The organism is Duncaniella freteri, assembly GCF_004766125.1.
GTDB lineage: Bacteria > Bacteroidota > Bacteroidia > Bacteroidales > Muribaculaceae > Duncaniella > Duncaniella freteri.
This window is the reverse complement of sequence record NZ_SJSA01000001.1, coordinates 216310-233797: the sequence shown is the minus strand read 5'-3', so window position 1 is coordinate 233797 and position 17488 is coordinate 216310. Positions and strand designations below refer to the sequence as shown.

The window sequence follows — 17488 nt, the reverse complement described above, 5'->3', positions numbered from 1 at the left end:
TGTGAAGAAACACCAATGGCAGGTCTGTGATTGCAGCCAGCCATTGGTGTTTTTATATGGTCATATATTGCTCATATGCATTTTTCTCTTGTATAGACGTCTTATCCAGATATAGTAACCTGTCAGGGGTAGGCTTGCGCCAAGCAATGCTCCAAGGAGCCATAACACACGTGTGATGGTGCCTCCGAGACTACCGGTATGGATTGAGTATATCCAGCCGCGTAGCTTGTCTGCCTGGGCTGAGTCGGCATACTTTTTCCCCGGAGTTATTTCTCCGGAATTACGGTTGAAATCATAACTGTCGGTTGCCCTGATATTTCCGTTGGTACAAAGTGTGACACTTGCTGTTCCCTGGCCTACGGTTATTTGTAGAGAAGAAGGGTTTTGTGCCTTCAAATCATTATACACCTGCTGCCAACAGCCGAATTCCGAGGGACTGTATTCGCGATTTTCGCCGGAATTCTTTTTAGTTGTATGCTGGTCTTTATTACGCTGCTCTGCATGAGCCTCTTTTGCTTTGCCTGCTGAGTTGCGTGGAGTATATTCAACGCCACATACCTTATTGAAACCGAATCAGGCAATGTCGCTTTTACAGTTTCCATAAGTTTCTCCATAGGGACTGGGTCTCCTTTGGATGAACTGACATAGTAGATGTCGCTTTTAATGTTACGCGTAATCTCAGGTTCGAATATGAGCATTGCTCCTGAGAAACATATCAGAGTGATTATTAATCCAAATGGGACCGAAAGCCAAAGGTGTATATTGTGAAATAATTTCATGGCTGGTCTATTTTGTCGGTTGCATGTAGCCGAATCCGGTTATGTCGGTAGCATCGATGGTGAGCCCTTTTACTGCTTGTGCTGTAGCAGTGTTTATTTTGTATATTGCCAGTGTTCCGTCAGTGATGTTTATAGGTATATATACATTCCCATTTTTTGCATATACTGTTTTGCCTATAAGATACAGTGCAACGGACCGTGTTAGCGACATTGTAGAGGACAATCCCCAATTGCTATTGGTTTTGAACCGTTTTAAAATCCCTTTCGGATTTGGCTGCAAAACCATAGATGACATATGTTCGGACAACAATGTGGATTGCTCTACATTTCTTGCTGTGTCAAATATCATAAGCAATCGTAAGTACAATGGTTTCTCAATTCATTTGCCGACATTGGTGAGCTATCTTAAGGAGGCACATTCCTATATTCTGGATTATATGTTGCCTGCAATAAAGGACATTCTGATAAAGGGTGTTCATTCACATAATTCAAATGATGTAGCACTGCTTGTATTAAAGTTTTTTGACAGCTATATGGTAGAGGTAAGGAACCATATGCAGTTTGAGGATGAATTTGTGTTTACTTATATTGACGGATTGTTGAAGGGAGAGTTAAATCCTTAATTCAGAATCAGTGATTTTGCGACCAAGCATAATAGCATGGCATCAAAGCTGAACGAACTCAAGGATATATTTCTACAGCATTATTGTTTGCCCAATACACGTGATCTTAATCAGGCACTGTTCAATATCATATCCTGTGGAGAGGACCTTATATCGCATTGTGAGATAGAGAATCGACTTTTGGTGCCGGCAGTAGAGGATCTTGAACGAAGGGTCCGCTCTTCGAAAATTAATTGCGGTGGCGACACCTCTCATGCGGAGATATCTTCAACTGATCATAGGGAGGAGTCCTTGAGCGAGCGGGAAAAAGACATAATACGCCTTGTGGCATACGGATTATCTAATAAGGAGATTGCCGATAGATTATGCCTGTCGTTTCACACCATTACTACTTACAGGAAGAACCTCAGTTACAAATTGAACATACATTCTACGGCTGCTTTGGTGATATATGCCATATTGCACAGGATTGTAAACATGGAGGATATTAAAAATATGGATTAGAACACTGTTTGTGATCATGCATTATTGTTGATGTATCGCATGAGCGTCTTGCTTTGCTATTTTGATGTAAATAGGCATTTTATTGTCAGGAGGTGTGTCTTCTTCAAGTCTTATTGTATAAAAAATATATCCGTCTATGCCATATTTTTCATGCCATTTCCGAGGTTCCACACCCGAATCACGCAGACCGCAATACCAAGTGCCATCTTTGATTGGGATACCCATAGAGTAAGCGATTATAGGAATATCAGGACCATCACCTGAAGTAAATGTTTCCAATAGAATTTTCATGTTATCTATGCGTACTGTATCATTGAAAATGACACGGTTGTAATTGGATGGATAGAAACAAGAAATACGTATGCTGTCCTTTCCGTAAGGGATTGCCATAAAATCTAAAGTTTCAATACTGTCGACAAGTATAAAATGAACATAGTCTGCAAGCATTTCACGTTCTATAAAAGACCCCTTGTCACAAATGACTTTCCCTATTTTTGCTCTCTTTCCATTGAAATTCCCTTTTATCATTAAACGTGAATGTTGTACCTTTTGCATTTCAAAGTATTGTTGTATAAGTTCGGGTAATGAACTGATTTTATTTTCATACTCAACTTTGATTTGTTGTGCTTGTGCTAAGATTGTAGTTAAAGCAAACAGTGCTGTAAAAATAATTTTCTTTCCCATATGAAACGTCGTAGTTGTTATTTAGTTAGGATCCTATTTAATCCCTCTTTGCTTATATTAAACCCATTTATTTTAATGCACTCTTCTACTGAGCCCATTGTTGCCGTTGCCGTGGGATAATAAAAAGCCTGTGATCCGAAATAATGCCCCACAACTCACCGCACAGGAAAGAAGAGAGATTTGAGAGTCTTGATAAGAGACTAAAAAGCGGTCAATAAAACAATCATTTATTGGGACTGCTGTCTGTATCAGGGTCAATGCCGATTTGACGATATAACTTTCGATACAAATCCTTAGCACGGAGCTCCTCTAAAATCTTTCTTTTCTCCATCTCTCGTTGTCTGGCAAGCTCATTATTCCGTTTTTCTATCTTTTCTTTTGATTTATGGTAATCGTTAATGCCCGTTTTTATCTGCTCATAAATCGTGCTGATCATCCAGATACACATAAAGAAGAAAACAAGGAGTTCAAAAGCATCACTACTCATACGAAAAGGGCTTTAATTATTCAGTTGCGCAATATACGAATATTATTTAATACCCCCAAATAATATGGCTTCAAATAGCATTATATCCATATCCTTTAAAATTGCCGATGGGGCCGATGGTTTAAAAAAGCTGACCGTTGATGCAGAAGCACTACGCAAAGTCATGAAAGAGACCGTTGATATCTCTATTGGGCTAAAGAAGAATATTATTAACTTTGCCGCCCTATGTACAGGCATCGATTCTGTATCAAATTCTTTCAATAACCTCCAAAAGTGCTTCGTGTGTGCTTTGTGGAAATAATAAACCCTATGCAACTCATTGAGTTGCATAGGGTGTTTTGTGCGCATGAAGGGACTCGAACCCCCACGACCTGAGTCATTAGATCCTAAGTCTAACGCGGCTACCAATTACGCCACATGCGCAGATCATTTCGTTTTGGTGCTGCAAAGTTAATGCTAATGGTTGAATTTTGCAAGTGTATAGAGCTAAAATTTCAGGGCTGACGCATCTTAATTTTTTACAACATCAAAACTTTTTAAGGCATAAAGTAAGTAGTCGTTATCCCAACCGGCTTTCTTCCTATGTCCTTTGACACCCATTGATGACACCTTGGCGTTCTTGATTATGTTCAGTCCGATACGGTTGAGCAGAGAGAAATTTTGAGCTGCATTATCCTTTTGCTTACGCGAGGCATCATCTCCAAAAGCGACGTCCAATGTCCAATGCAGTTGATTCTCCACGCTCCAGTGTGTCCTGATAGAATGATTAATATATTGAGCGTCAGCCTCAAGGCTCGACAGGTAATATCTGGTCTCCTTGTGGATTTGTCCAGACTTGACATCCCGGGTACGGGATTCTATTCTCACGATGCTTTTAAGACCGGGCCATCTGTCCCTGTCGATGATGTTGTCGAGATTGGTTATGACCGAACAGGCCCTTGTTTCTTCCCGCCCATGAGCCTTCCCGTCCATCGTATGCTCAGATGACGGCTTAATATATGTGAAAGAACGGCTGACACGGTCAAGCATTTCGGGCTGATTCCCTTTCAGGGCAAGGATATAGTCGGCTCCGCGCTCGATTATTGTCTTGGCAATCTCTCTCTGACAGCCCATGGCATCGATTGTGACTATGCAGTTTTTCAACTCCAGGATGCGCAGCAGCCGGGGTATCGCAGTAATCTCGTTGCTCTTTCCGGCGACCTTTTCCTGCGCGAGCAACAGGTTGTTCGCCGAAGCCCATGCGCTGACAAGATGGGTGTATGTCCCGGAGCCGTCATCGCTGCTCCCGCGCATACATTTGCCGTCAATGGCGACAACTTCCCCGTCGGTCAGTTCGGCAATGCTTTTCGTCCATGCCACAAAGGAACCGTTCAATTCTTTTGGGTCTAACATACTGATTACTCGGTTGAACGTATCGTGCGAGGGTATGCCGTTGGGAAGGTGCAGGAACTTCTCAAGCCAATCAATCTTGGCATTACCATAGTCCTCGATTTCATTCCAGCCCTCCGCTCCGCAGATGACTGCGCAAAGCGATATGAACAGGATGGAGTCAAGGCTGTGTTTCTGTGTGCGCTCCACACGAGGATCGCTGATGGATGAAAAGAAATCTATGGGTGAGTTAGGATTTGTCATATAAGATTAACGGCTGTATGCCTATTTATATTGGTAAACAGCCGTTAAGTTTATTTAAGATGCGTCTGCCGTGGCTAAAATTTATGTTATAAATCATGTTTTGGGGTGTTTTGGCAATTTTTGTGCGATTTTGTGAGGATTTATAAAAATTTGTTTATAAATTAGCAGTCTGAATAGATCATCACATTATCCTATCTCCCAATTATGGAACTGAATGACCCCATCCTGAAGCCTGAAGAGGCAAAGGATACCACCATGAATCAAGAGCCCATATCCGCGGCAGAAACCGCGAATGCAGAAGTGGCTGAAGTAGTAGAAATGACCGAGCCGTCAGTGGCTGCCGCACCTGTTTCGGAAGAGACAATGGAGGCACCGATGGCAGCTCAATCGGATGAGTCAGATGTAGCTGCAAATGAGGCGGAAGAGCATCCTCGCCACAGGATTCTTACGAAAGATGAAATTCTGGATGAGGTGCGCCGTCTGTCAGTGCTTGAAGCCAATGAGATTTCCGCAGAGGAGATTTCGCGTCTGAAGCAGCAATTCTACTCTTTGCGTAATGAAGAATTACGTGCCGAGCGAGAGGAGTTCCTTTCGGTTGAAGGTAACACTTCCGAGGCATTTGTGCCGACTCCCGATCCTGTGGAAGATACTTTTAAAGATCTTCTCGGAGTAATAAGGGATAAGAAAGCGGCACAGAGAGCAGCCGTCGAGGCAGAGCAGCAAGCCAATTATGAACGCAAGCAGGCAATTATCGCCAAGCTTGTGGAGATGAGTGCCGACGCTGATAATGTCAACCGAGTGTTCTCTGAAGTGCGTGATCTACAGGCGCAGTTTAAGGAGATAGGGGAGGTGCCCCAGCAGTATTCCAGTGAGATATGGAAAAACTATCAGGATGCTGTGGAGAAGTTCTATGATCAGCTTAAGATCAATAAAGAACTTCGTGATTATGATTTCAAGAAGAATCTTGCTGATAAGGAAGCTCTTGTGGCTGAAGCCGAGAAACTTCAGGCAGAGGAAGATGTGATAGTGGCTTTCAAGAAGCTCCAGGAGCTTCATGACCAGTGGCGTGCTATCGGTCCGGTGCCAAAAGATGTTCGAGAGGAGATCTGGGGCAAGTTCAAGGAGCTTTCCACCAGTATCAATAAGCGTTATCAGGATTTCTTTGTTGAGCGCAAAGCCAAGGAGCGTGAAAATGAAGAGGCTAAGATCGCTATTTGTGAGCGTGTTGAGGCTCTCGATTTCTCATCACTCGGCACATATGCCGCATGGGACAATATGACCAAGGAGTTTATGGAGGCTCAGGCTGATTGGAAAAAGCTCGGTTTTGCGTCTCGTAAAGCCAATGCTGAACTGTTTGCCCGTTTCCGTTCCATATGTGACAAGTTTTTTGCTGCCAAGGCTGAGTTCTTCAAGCAGATGAAAGATGTCCTGGCATCTAATCTTGATCGCAAGATCGCTTTGTGTGAACGTGCTGAAGCTTTAAAGGACAGCACCGACTGGCGTGCGACTGCCGATGAACTCTCACGCATGCAGAAAGAATGGAAAACTATCGGTGCTGTAGCCAAGAAATATTCCGATCAGGTATGGCACCGTTTTCTTGCTGCTTGTGATTATTTCTTTGAACAGAAAAAGAAGAATACATCAGGTACCCGCCGCAACGAGCGAGCCAATCTGGAGCAGAAGCAGGAGATAATAGAGAAGCTTAAGGCATTGGATGCCGATGCCCCTGAAAGAGAGGTGGCTATCAAGACTCTCAAAGATCTGCAATCAGAGTGGCAGAGTGTCGGACATGTGCCTTTTGCAGAGAAGGATGCCATATATGACGCGTATCGAGCTGTGGTAAACAGGATTTATTCAAAATGGGATAATGCTCGTCGTGGTTCCAGAATGGAATCGTTCGAAAGCACCCTTTCCGAAATAGGTGGCGATACCAACCGTCTGTATCGTGAGCGTGAACGCCTGTTGCGCGTATACGAGCAGCGTCGCGGCGAACTGAACACATACGAGAATAATATGGGATTCCTTTCAGCCCGTTCTAAAAATGCTGATTCAATGTTGCGTGACATGCAGCGTAGGATGCAGCGTCTGAAGGATGATCTTGCCGAACTTGAGACTAAGATAAAGGCCATAGACAGCAAACTTTAATCCTTTTTCAGAAGGATAAATGTTATAATCAGGACAGGAGAACAGGAGATATAATCCTGTTCCCCTGTCTTTGTCACTGAAATATAAATGACAAATAATGCGACTATAGATATTGCTCAGCGAGCCAAGGCTATGTTAAGCCGTTTCTATGGCTACAGCACATTCCGTCCGCTACAGCTTGAGATCATCACTACAGCAATGGCGAGGCGCGACTCTGTGGTGTTGATGCCTACAGGTGGCGGCAAGTCCATATGTTACCAGATGCCGGCTCTTCTGAGCGATGGGGTGGTGATAGTGGTGTCACCGCTCATAGCTTTGATGAAGGATCAAGTGACAGCTCTGACCTCCAACGGCATTCCGGCTGCTGCGGTGAACTCCATGCAGACAGAGGAGGAGAATCGAGACATACTGGAACAGCTTTTCAGTGGACGAGTACGCATCCTTTATATCTCTCCGGAGAGGTTGCTTCTGGAGATTGACCGTTGGTCGCGCGATCTCAAAATTTCGCTTTTTGCTATAGACGAGGCTCACTGCATATCGCAATGGGGGCATGATTTTCGTCCTGGGTACACGCAGTTGTCGCGTATCAAAGCCCTGTATCCTCATGTGCCTGTCATGGCTCTCACAGCTACAGCCGACAGGTTGACGCGTGATGATATCGCACTCCAGCTTAGGCTTGACAATCCGCAACTCTTCATCGGTTCGTTCGACCGTCCCAATATATCGCTGCGAGTCATGACCAATCCGGGTAAGACACAACGAGTCAATTATATATGTTCGATGATCGACCGATATCGAAGTGATTCAGGCATAGTGTATTGTCTTAGCCGTAAAAGTGCTGAGGAGATGGATAAGCAATTGTCAGGGCGTGGATACCGTTCGGTGGTATATCATGCAGGGCTCTCGGTGACAGAGCGCAATCAGGCTCAGGACAGGTTTATCAACGGAGAGGTTCAGGTGGTGTGTGCCACAGTTGCTTTCGGTATGGGAATCGATAAGAGCAATATCAGATGGGTGGTCCACAACAATATGCCTCGCAATATCGAGAGCTATTATCAGGAGATAGGGCGTGCTGGACGTGATGGCGCAAAGGCTGAAACAGTAATGTTCTATTCATATGCTGACATAGCTACTCTACAGAGTTTTGTGGATGAAAGCGGTCAGCAGGCTCTCAATGCCGAGAAGCTTACCAGAATGAAGGAGTATGCTGAGGCATCATTATGCCGCCGTCGCATTCTGCTCAGCTATTTCAATGAGACTGTCGACCATGACTGCGGTAACTGTGACGTGTGTCTCAACCCTCCTGAACGAATAGACGGCACAGTGATTGTGCTAAAGGCATTGAGTGCCATAGTCCGCATCAACGGTTCGGCTGGTATCACAATGCTTATAGATATATTGCGTGGAGCCACGCGTCAGGAGCTGATACAGAGGGGATATGATAAAATAAAGACATATGGGGCAGGGCGTGATCTTAGTTTCGGCGAATGGAATGCATATATTTCTCAGATGATCCAGCTCGGGCTGATAGACATTGCCTACAATGAGAACAATCATTTGAAAATTACTGCTTACGGTTGCAGAATTCTTGATAGCCGAGGACCGGTAATCTTGGCCAAATACATTCCGATAGAGCGTCGTAGCTCACGCCGTAAGGTTGTGGCTGAGTCTGAAAACATACAGCTGTCACCAGCCGAACGTCTGCTCGAACTTCTTAAGGATGTACGTGAGAAGCTTGCCAAGAAAGAGCAGGTGCCCCCCTATATTATATTTTCTGATAAGGCATTACTTGAAATGGTGCGTACTGAGCCTCTTGACATGGAGGAATTCTCAAGAGTTGAGGGTGTAGGTGAACGTAAGACCGTAAAATACTGGAAGCCATTTGTGACCGCGATACGTAAATTCAAGGGTATCAATGAGAATCTTGGTGCAGGGATGTCACAGGAAGAGACTCTTCTGCTTCTTAATGCCGGATATGATGTAAACGCTATTGCCGAAGCTAAAGGTATCAAGCCCCAGACTGTATATAGTCATCTCTCCGAGCTGATCAATAACGATAAGCTATCGGATTTTTCTTCCATTATCACTCGTGAACAGTATCTGCGCGTGATGGATGTCGCCAAAAAACATCCTGACGATTTCTATGTTCTCCTCGCAGATGAAATGCCTGTTGGATTGCCGCGTGTAGCTGTGGCAATCAGTGATTTTCTTCTTAGAAAGAAAGGTAATTCTTAAAATAAAAGATAGAAATGAAATATACTGACAATCCTGCTGATGACTCCATGAAGTGGCGTGTGATTGATACTGAGTATCTGTCGCGTCGACCGTGGCTTACAGTGCGTCGCGACACTGTAGAATTGCCGAATGGCACTGTCCATCCGGAATATTATGTGATAGAATATCCGAAGTGGATTAATGTCATAGCCATAACTCCTGAAGGAAAATATGTGATGGTGAAACAATATCGTCACGGTCTCGGAGTTGTCGCTACGGAGTTGTGTGCAGGTGTGGTCGAGGAGAATGAGGACCCTTTGGATGGTGCCAGGCGAGAACTTCTTGAGGAGACAGGTTTCGGAGGTGGAGAATGGGAACTCTCAATGGTGATTTCTGCCAATCCTGGCAGTCAGAATAATCTGACGTATTGTTACACGGCCCGAAATGTTGTCCCGGTTGATTCTCAGCACCTCGATAATACCGAGGATATAACCGTATGTCTTTTGAGTGAGGATGAAGTGCGTGAAATGCTTGTTACCGACGATATCAGGCAGTCGCTTATGGCTGCACCATTGTGGAAGCACTTTGCTATGATGAAATCCGGTATATGATGTCTATTTCTTCCAGAAAGTAGGGGTGAACAGGAGCAGTACGGTGAATAGTTCGAGTCGACCTATTAGCATTATAATAGCAAGCACCCACTTTCCTGCATCCGGAATGATTGAGAATGTGCTGCCGTAGCCTGTCACTCCCGCACTCAGCCCTGTGTTGCTTATGCATGTGAAAGCTGAAAAGAACGCATCGATGAGCGGCAATCCCATTGCTGTAAGAATTATGCCCCCGATGAGGATTATGAGCACGTAAAGGCACAGGAATGCGATTACTTTCGACACCGTCTCGTGAGGTATCACCTTACCGTTAACCCTGACAGTAAGTATGTTGTTTGGATGTATGCACCTTTCTACTTCGTTACGGCAATTCTGGAGCATATATATGAGACGGTCGAGTTTCGCACCTCCGCTCGTGGAGCCTGCGCAGGCTCCGAAAAACATTAGCAGGAAAACTATGGATAGTACGAATGTGCCCCATGTGCCGAATTCAGGCACCTCGAAGCCTGTAGAGGAAATCATTGAGACTATCTGGAACAGAGGGTCAAGTGTTATGGACTTCCAGGAGGTTATCTGACCGTTATACCATATTGACAGGGCGAATATCACATAGCAGGCAGCTATGACCCCAAGATAAGTGCGAAATACGTCATTGCCCCATACTGTGCGGAAATCTCTGTGCACGGCTCGGTATATCAATGAGAAACTTACGCCTCCTATAAACATGAAGAATGTTGCAACCACTTCGATATAATCGCTCTTCCATAGACCGAGCCCCTCATCAGAAGTTGCAAAACCTCCTGTTGACATGATGGAGAATGAATAGCACAGGGCATCAAACCCCTCCATCGGACCGATTATAAGAAGAATAAAAAGAATGACTGTCAGTGTTATATATATAAGCCACAGGCTTTTGGCTGTCTGGGATATACGTGGGCGAAGTTTGTCGTGAGTGATGCCCGTGACCTCGGCATTGAACATCTGCATTCCTCCAGAGTGGTTGAGCATTGGTATCACTGCCAAAGTGAAGAGTATGATTCCCATGCCTCCGATCCATTGCATGACTGATCGCCATATGACAGCTCCGTGGCTCAAGTGGGATATGGACTTCATGATTGTGGCTCCTGTGGTGGTGAATCCCGACATAGCCTCGAAGAATGCGTCAGACACGCTCAATGGCTGATTTTCCATAAACATGAAAGGGAGCATTCCAAATGCGGAAAAGAACACCCACACCAATGCTGTGAGAAGGAAGCCTTCACGTTTGCCCATTGATGGTGTGGAAGGATGTATGGTGAAAGCCATAGCCCCTCCTGTAATGGCTGTCACGCCGAATGCTATCAGAAAACATCTCCAGTCATTTTCTCCGTATATCAGACATGTAGTGAGTGGTATCAGTAGAAACACTGATTCTATTATGAGGAGAAGCCCGATGATGCGGAGCAACACCGGGAAGTTGATTGTAGTAAAATACTGATTAAGCTGCCGGACGCGACGACCCATGGGATTTTCAGGTTGATTATGAGAAGAGTTTCTCTACTTTGTGGATTACACCGTCGAGTGTAAAGACTACTACACGGTCGCCGGCTTGAATGGTGGTGTTTCCGCTCACGAGCTGACCTTTGCCGTCGCGTATGAGTCCGGCAATTGTCATATAGCTCGACAGGCGCAGGTCCTTGATGGGTGCGCGAGTGATTTTTGAGCCTTCTTTGGCTACAATTTCCGCAACTTCGGCATCTGCAAGGGCGAGACACTTTGATGTGGATGTGTCTCGGTCGAGAAGCATCTGGAATATTCGTGATGAAGCCAGAAGCTTTTTATTGACTACAGTACCAATATTCAAGCCCTCAGCCTCGGATATGAACTGTAGATTCTCAACTTCAGCAATGGTTTTTTTTACTCCGAACTCCTTGGCTGCCAGACAGGTGAGGATATTGGACTCGCTGCTGTCCGAGATGGCTATGAATGCATCGGCATCAGTGATTCCTGCATCGCTCAGGACATCTGTGTCGCGGGCGTCGGCGTTTATCACCAAGGCATTATGGCATTGCTCCGACAGTTTGAGGCATTTTTCGCGGTCAGGATCAAGTATCTTGAAATTGAATTTGTCGCCTGCCATCTGGCATAGCTGACGTGCTATGCGACTGCCTCCCATTATGATTACGTCATGTATTCGTCGTTCGATCTTGCCACATAAGGGTATGAGATTGTCGACGTGCTCACGGGTAGTCATGAAGTATACTATATCATTGGATAGCAGTTTGTCGTCACCGCGAGGGATGATGGTCTCATGGTTGCGTTTTATTGCTGCTACATGGAAATCGTGTATGGTACGTCCCAGGTCCTTGAGTAGCTTGCCTATCAGCGGGGCACCGTCGCGAAGCTTCACTCCGACAAGTATCAGTTCGCCGTCGTGAAGTTCAAACCAGTGTCTAACCCAGTTGTGCTTTAGAGCTGTGATAATCTCAAGTGCGGCAAGATATTCCGGATATATAAGGTCATCGGTGCCGATAGATGCGAAGAAATTCCGGTTATCGGGATCTTTGAACTCAAAATTATCCACTCGTGCCACAGTCTTTTCTGCACCAAGGCTTCGGGCTATGGCACATGCCACGATATTGCGTGTCTCGAATGGAGTAACGGCTATGAACAGGTCGCATCCTTCCACACCTGCCTGTCGAAGTGTCTTGAATGATGTGGGGCGACCCTGCACTGTGAGCAGATTATAGTTGGAATCGAGTATCGCAAGTTTAGTGCTGTCCTCGTCCACTACAGTTATGTCCTGTTCCTCACGCGAAAGGAGTTTGGCAAGATGTGAGCCCACCTCTCCGCAGCCGGCGATGATTATTTTCATTTAAGGATGCTCTTAATGGTTTTGTAGATACCTTCGGCATCGAATCCGCACAGGTGGTGCAGTTGGTCAGGTGTGCCTTGCGATATGAAACGGTCTGGTACACCCATGCGTATAAGGCGTGGCATAGCTGTCTCTTCGCGTTCTGAGGAATTAAAATAGTCGGCGAGCCATTCGAGTACGGCTGATCCCATGCCTCCGTTGACTGTGCCGTCCTCAATTGTTATGATAGGGCATCTCTTGCGGGCTACTTCGGTGAGTATATCTGAGTCAAGAGGTTTGACGAAACGCATGTCGTAGTGGGCGATGCTCTTTCCTGTATCGTGTTCGGCTTGCTTGATAGCATCGGTTGTGTCATCGGCTACCGTTCCGATAGTGAGGATTGCAAGGTCATTGCCGTCTTTTATTCTCACCCCTTTGCCTATGGTTACGTGTTCGATTGTGCCTGAGAGTTTGTTTTTCGCTCTTCCTCTCGGATATCGGATTGCTATAGGTCCGTCGAGGGTTAGTGATGTGTGCATCAGTCTGCGCAGCTCATCACCGTTGCGCGGCGCAGCTATTGTCATGCCAGGTATTGAGCGAAGATATGCGAGGTCAAAGACTCCATGGTGGGTAGGTCCGTCCTCACCAACGAGTCCAGCACGGTCGATACAGAATGTCACAGGCAATCCTTCTATTGCCACATCATGGATTATATGGCTGTAAGCACGTTGCAGGAATGAGCTATAGATGGCGACAAACGGCTTCATGCCATCTTTGGCGAGTCCGCCTGAGAATGTCACTGCATGTCCCTCAGAGATACCAACATCGAATGTTCTTTCAGGATATTTTTCAGCCAGTTTGTTCATTGATGTTCCTGATGGCATAGCGGCTGTGATGCCTACCACTTCAGGATGCGAGTCGGCGATCTCGACCAGAGTTGAGCCGAAGATGTCCTGATATTTGGGCGGTTTTTCAGGCGACTCCTGGGGGCGTTCTCCGGTGGCGGGGTCGAATATCCCTGGAGCGTGCCATGTGGCAGGGTCCTTTTCAGCAGGCAGAAATCCTTTACCCTTTGTGGTGCGCAGATGAAGAATTCTGGGCCCCTTGAAGTCCTTGATGTCGTTTAGCACTTTCACCACAGTGGCGACATCGTTGCCGTCAAACGGTCCGAAATAACGTATGTTCAGTCCCTCGAATATGTTTTGCTCATGGTTGATAAGCGACTTGAGGCTATTGTTGAAACGCGTGATGCGGCCTTTGCCGATGTCTGTTATAAGATTGTATTTCCTTAGGATACCTGCCAGGCTGTAGCGCAGGTCGTTATATCCTTTCGATGATGTGAGATGCGCCAGGTATGAGTTGAGTGAGCCTACATTCCTGTCAATCGACATGTCATTATCGTTGAGGATTATAAGCAGATCGGAATTGGAATTGGCTGCGTTGTTGAGCCCTTCGAATGCCAGTCCGCCGCTTATTGAGGCATCACCTATCACGGCAACGACATTGCGGTGAGGCTCATCCTTGTGTACAGATGCTGCGACTGCCATGCCGAGCCCTGCTGATATTGAGTTGGAGGCATGACCTGCTGTGAATGTGTCATACTCACTTTCTTTGGGAGAGGGGAAGCCTGACAGTCCGCCGAGTGTGCGGTTGGTGCTGAATGCATCTCTGCGTCCTGTCAGGAGCTTATGGCAATAAGCTTGGTGTCCGACATCCCATACGATCCGGTCATAAGGGGTGTTGAACACGTAATGGAGAGCCACGGTCAGTTCCACAGCTCCCATTGATGAGGCAAAATGCCCAGGGTGAGAAGAGAGTGAATTTATGAGGAACGAGCGTAACTCGGCGCACACCTGTGGTAGCCTTTCGGCAGGCAGCTTGCGCAGATCCGCAGGGGAGTCGATTGTGTCGAGCAGTGGGGTGGTGGCGTCAACGTTCGTCTTTTCCTTTTCCATTCTTAATATATTTCTTATACAATGGTGCCCACACGACTGTACCTGATGCCACTATTACGAAGAGCACCCACAGAGTGAAAGGCTGTGACGCTATCACCATATAGCAAAGCAACAGCCATAGGGCAGCAAGGAATATGAAGCGGATTTTATGTTGTGTGGACATTTTGTTTTATATTGGAAGAATCTCAATATCCTGTGTAGGAATGCGGGGAAAGTTTGCGAAGTTCGTCTTTAATTTCGGGGCTCACGTTCAGGGTCTCGATGAATTCGGCAATGCTTTCGGCTGTTACGTGGGTGTTGGTGCGGGTGAGTGCCTTTAGGGTCTCATATGGTTTGGGATAGCCTTCGCGACGCAGCACAGTCTGTATTGCTTCTGCAACGACACTCCATGTGTTGTCAAGATCGGTATCTATGGCTTCACGGTTGAGAAGGAGCTTCCCGAGTCCTTTCATGGTGGAAGCTATGGCTATAAGTGTATTAGCCAAAGGCACTCCGATATTGCGCAGCACTGTGGAGTCAGTAAGGTCGCGTTGCAGACGTGACACTGGCAGTTTGCCTGCAAGGTGCTTGAACAGTGCGTTGGCTATGCCGATATTGCCCTCGGAGTTCTCGAAATCAATGGGATTGACCTTGTGAGGCATTGCTGATGAACCAACTTCGCCTTCCTTGATTTTCTGCTTGAAGTACTCCATTGAGATGTACATCCACATGTCGCGGTCAAGGTCGAGTATGATATCGTTGATACGTGCAAGTGCATCGAAAAGTGCTGCGAGATTATCGTAGTTTGATATCTGTGTGGTGTATTCTTCACGCTCTATTCCGAGTCGTTCGCTTAGGAATCTTGCGCCGAAATCTCTCCAGTCGATACCTGGGAATGCACATAGATGGGCATTGAAGTTACCTGTGGCTCCTCCGAATTTGCCGCTGATTTTCACGGCGTCGAGCATTTCCAACTGACGGCGCAGACGGTAGCTGAACACGCGTATTTCTTTGCCAAGTCGGGTAGGTGAGGCCGGCTGTCCGTGGGTTTTGGCAAGCATGGGGATCTCATACCACTCGTCGGCGCGAGCTTCAAGATGGTTGATCATTTCGATGAGTTGCGGACGGTATGTGTCGCGTATGGCATCGGCAATCGACATCGGCACTGCGGTATTGTTGATATCCTGCGATGTGAGTCCGAAATGAATGAATTCCTTGTAGGACTCCAAGCCGAGCGCATCGAAACGTTCTTTCAGGAAATATTCTACTGCTTTGACGTCATGATTGGTTACGCTTTCGATCTCCTTGATGCGAGCGGCGTCATTGACTGTGAAATTCTTATAGATATCTCGCAGCGATACGAACACGTCATGATTCACTGTAGCGAGCGGGCCCAAAGGTATCTCGCAGAGGGCTATAAAATATTCTATCTCTACCTTTACGCGATAACGTATCAGGGCATATTCCGAAAAGTATTCATCAAGGCGTTCGCATTTGTTGCGATAGCGACCGTCGACAGGGGAAATGGCTGTAAGCTCGGTAAGATTCATTGTGTGCTGCGTGTTATTTTATGAATATTTTTTGCAAAGTTAATAAAAAGTAGTGACATAGAGCGAGTCGGAAAACAAATGTTGGGTTATATGGACTGTTTTTGTCTTGCTAATGCTGTATAATTTGGAAAAATATAATGTATATGTTATAAAACATATGAATTGTTTTGTGGACTCAGGCAATAAGTCGTAACTTTGGTGCGTCCAATAAGTGTAGCTTTTACACTTATTGTTTTGGGGTTGCTCCCGGAATGATAAAGATCAGAATCTAATCACATTATATATCAATAAAAAACAGACAACTTGACCATGAAGAAGCATAGTCTTATGGCAATTGCAACTGTCGCAACAATGGCGATGGTATCCTGCACGGGTAAGCAGAAGGTATCCGAAACTCTGATTGCAGGTCTTAGTCCTGAAAAGTTTGCTGCTGAGGTTGACGGCAAGCCCACTGCTCTGTACTCCGTAAAGAGCAGTGACGGAATGGAAGCGGCGATTACTAATTATGGTGGCCGTATAGTGGCACTTCAGGTGCCTGACAGAAATGGAGAGATGCGCGATGTAGTGCTCGGCTTCGATAGCATACAGGCTTATCTGCCCGAGAATAACCAGACTGATTTCGGAGCAGCGATCGGGCGTTACGCCAATCGTATAGACCATGGTCGTATAGTAATCGACGGAGATTCGATCCAGCTTCCGGTAAATAATTTCGGGCATACACTCCATGGTGGTCCCACTGGATGGCAGTATCAGGTGTATTCCGCAGAGCAGCCCAATGATTCAACTCTTGTTCTCTCGATCGATTCACCTGACGGGGACAATGGTTTCCCTGGAAACGTGAAGGCTACTGTGACTTATACAGCTCTTCCTGGAAACAAACTTGATATAGCATATTCAGCCACTACCGATAGGGCTACGGTCATAAATATGACCAATCATTCTTATTTCAATCTGTCGGGCGATCCTATGAAACCTATTACGGATCATACATTGTATGTGTATGCATCCAATTTCACACCTGTTGACTCTACCTATATGACCACTGGTGAGATTCTGCCTGTTGAGGGTACCCCCATGGATTTCACCACTCCGCGTTCAGTCGGTGAGCAGATCGACAACTTCGAGTTTGTGCAGCTTAAGAACGGTAATGGATATGACCACAACTGGGTGCTCGATTCCAAAGGTGATATGGACAAGATCGCTGCCACACTTTATTCTCCTGAAAGCGGTATCGGACTGAGCATCTACACTGACGAACCCGGCATACAGGTGTATTCAGGCAACTTCCTCGACGGCACAGTGACCGGCAAGGGTGGAAAGGTGTACAATCAGCGCACCGGTATTGCTCTTGAGACTCAGCATTACCCCGATTCACCCAATAAGGCTGAATGGCCTTCGGTGCTCCTTCGTCCGGGTGACACATATAAGAGCAACACAACATTGTCATTTTTTGCATTATAATTCATTTATCTTTTAATTAACCTTAATACTATAA

Annotated in this window: 17 protein-coding genes, 1 tRNA gene and 1 pseudogene; 7 read left to right on the top strand and 12 right to left on the bottom strand. The window is 46.0% G+C overall.

Going from position 1 to position 17488, the window contains the following annotated elements; genetic code table 11:
• Window positions 1-60 precede the first annotated feature (60 nt).
• The 3 genes and pseudogenes from EZ315_RS16955 to EZ315_RS16270 all read right to left on the bottom strand — a co-directional run.
• Window positions 61-429 (bottom strand): annotated as a pseudogene (locus EZ315_RS16955) (PepSY domain-containing protein); the annotation flags it as partial.
• Entirely contained in the window at window positions 393-779 is a 387-nt protein-coding gene (locus tag EZ315_RS16950) for a PepSY domain-containing protein (RefSeq protein WP_302105042.1), read from the bottom strand. The pseudogene EZ315_RS16955 and the gene EZ315_RS16950, both read right to left, overlap by 37 nt.
• A 7-nt stretch (window positions 780-786) precedes the next feature.
• The gene (locus EZ315_RS16270) at window positions 787-990 is read right to left on the bottom strand and encodes a DUF4374 domain-containing protein (RefSeq protein WP_170957420.1); all 204 of its coding nucleotides are present in this window, start codon (window positions 988-990) and stop codon (window positions 787-789) included.
• Between the two features lie 31 nt (window positions 991-1021).
• Between EZ315_RS16270 and EZ315_RS16265 the strand changes: the two genes are divergently transcribed.
• Window positions 1022-1402 carry a glycosyltransferase family protein gene (locus tag EZ315_RS16265; protein ID WP_170957419.1) on the top strand — a complete coding sequence of 127 codons (381 nt, stop codon included), beginning with the start codon at window positions 1022-1024 and terminating at the stop codon, window positions 1400-1402.
• 36 nt (window positions 1403-1438) lie between these two features.
• Window positions 1439-1906: a response regulator transcription factor gene (locus EZ315_RS01160; protein WP_135469906.1), complete on the top strand. Its 468-nt coding sequence runs from the start codon at window positions 1439-1441 to the stop codon at window positions 1904-1906.
• Window positions 1907-1927: 21 nt separating this feature from the next.
• Here EZ315_RS01160 and EZ315_RS01155 read toward each other — a convergent pair whose 3' ends face one another.
• Together EZ315_RS01155 and EZ315_RS01150 are read right to left on the bottom strand one after the other, a co-directional pair.
• Entirely contained in the window at window positions 1928-2590 is a 663-nt protein-coding gene (locus EZ315_RS01155; RefSeq protein WP_135469904.1) for a hypothetical protein, read from the bottom strand.
• 223 nt (window positions 2591-2813) lie between these two features.
• A complete protein-coding gene (locus tag EZ315_RS01150) occupies window positions 2814-3077 on the bottom strand; it encodes a hypothetical protein (RefSeq protein WP_135469902.1) in 264 nt (87 codons plus the stop codon).
• A gap of 64 nt (window positions 3078-3141) precedes the next feature.
• Between EZ315_RS01150 and EZ315_RS01145 the strand changes: the two genes are divergently transcribed.
• Complete coding sequence (locus tag EZ315_RS01145; RefSeq protein WP_135469901.1) at window positions 3142-3378, top strand: hypothetical protein; 237 nt, start codon at window positions 3142-3144, stop codon at window positions 3376-3378.
• 40 nt (window positions 3379-3418) lie between these two features.
• Here the strand turns inward: EZ315_RS01145 and EZ315_RS01140 are convergent.
• Both EZ315_RS01140 and EZ315_RS01135 read right to left on the bottom strand, forming a co-directional pair.
• Window positions 3419-3500 (bottom strand) — tRNA-Leu (locus tag EZ315_RS01140).
• Window positions 3501-3587: 87 nt separating this feature from the next.
• Complete coding sequence (locus EZ315_RS01135) at window positions 3588-4709, bottom strand: ISAs1 family transposase (protein WP_135469899.1); 1122 nt, start codon at window positions 4707-4709, stop codon at window positions 3588-3590.
• Between the two features lie 204 nt (window positions 4710-4913).
• On the opposite strand from EZ315_RS01135, the gene EZ315_RS01130 reads away from it, so the two are divergent.
• The 3 genes from EZ315_RS01130 (at window position 4914) to EZ315_RS01120 (ending at window position 9679) form a co-directional block, all read left to right on the top strand.
• The gene (locus EZ315_RS01130; protein WP_135469897.1) at window positions 4914-6854 is read left to right on the top strand and encodes a DUF349 domain-containing protein; all 1941 of its coding nucleotides are present in this window, start codon (window positions 4914-4916) and stop codon (window positions 6852-6854) included.
• 87 nt (window positions 6855-6941) lie between these two features.
• Window positions 6942-9089, top strand: coding sequence for a DNA helicase RecQ (recQ, locus tag EZ315_RS01125; RefSeq protein WP_135469895.1), 2148 nt, complete (start codon window positions 6942-6944; stop codon window positions 9087-9089).
• 14 nt (window positions 9090-9103) lie between these two features.
• Complete coding sequence (locus EZ315_RS01120; protein WP_242452461.1) at window positions 9104-9679, top strand: NUDIX hydrolase; 576 nt, start codon at window positions 9104-9106, stop codon at window positions 9677-9679.
• Between the two features lie 3 nt (window positions 9680-9682).
• On the opposite strand, the gene EZ315_RS01115 is transcribed toward EZ315_RS01120, so the two are convergent.
• The 5 genes from EZ315_RS01115 to purB are packed head-to-tail and all read right to left on the bottom strand — an operon-like array spanning window position 9683 to window position 15993.
• Window positions 9683-11179, bottom strand: coding sequence for a TrkH family potassium uptake protein (locus tag EZ315_RS01115; protein ID WP_135469893.1), 1497 nt, complete (start codon window positions 11177-11179; stop codon window positions 9683-9685).
• Between the two features lie 16 nt (window positions 11180-11195).
• Complete coding sequence (gene trkA, locus EZ315_RS01110) at window positions 11196-12530, bottom strand: Trk system potassium transporter TrkA (RefSeq protein ID WP_135469891.1); 1335 nt, start codon at window positions 12528-12530, stop codon at window positions 11196-11198.
• A complete protein-coding gene (dxs, locus tag EZ315_RS01105) occupies window positions 12527-14464 on the bottom strand; it encodes a 1-deoxy-D-xylulose-5-phosphate synthase (protein ID WP_135469889.1) in 1938 nt (645 codons plus the stop codon). Before dxs ends, trkA begins: the two co-directional genes overlap by 4 nt.
• Window positions 14439-14627, bottom strand: a complete 189-nt coding sequence (locus EZ315_RS01100) for a hypothetical protein (RefSeq protein WP_135469888.1) — start codon at window positions 14625-14627, stop codon at window positions 14439-14441. Before EZ315_RS01100 ends, dxs begins: the two co-directional genes overlap by 26 nt.
• A gap of 22 nt (window positions 14628-14649) precedes the next feature.
• Entirely contained in the window at window positions 14650-15993 is a 1344-nt protein-coding gene (gene purB, locus EZ315_RS01095) for an adenylosuccinate lyase (RefSeq protein ID WP_135469886.1), read from the bottom strand.
• 309 nt (window positions 15994-16302) lie between these two features.
• On the opposite strand from purB, the gene EZ315_RS01090 reads away from it, so the two are divergent.
• The gene (locus EZ315_RS01090) at window positions 16303-17454 is read left to right on the top strand and encodes an aldose epimerase family protein (protein ID WP_135469884.1); all 1152 of its coding nucleotides are present in this window, start codon (window positions 16303-16305) and stop codon (window positions 17452-17454) included.
• Window positions 17455-17488: the final 34 nt, after the last annotated feature.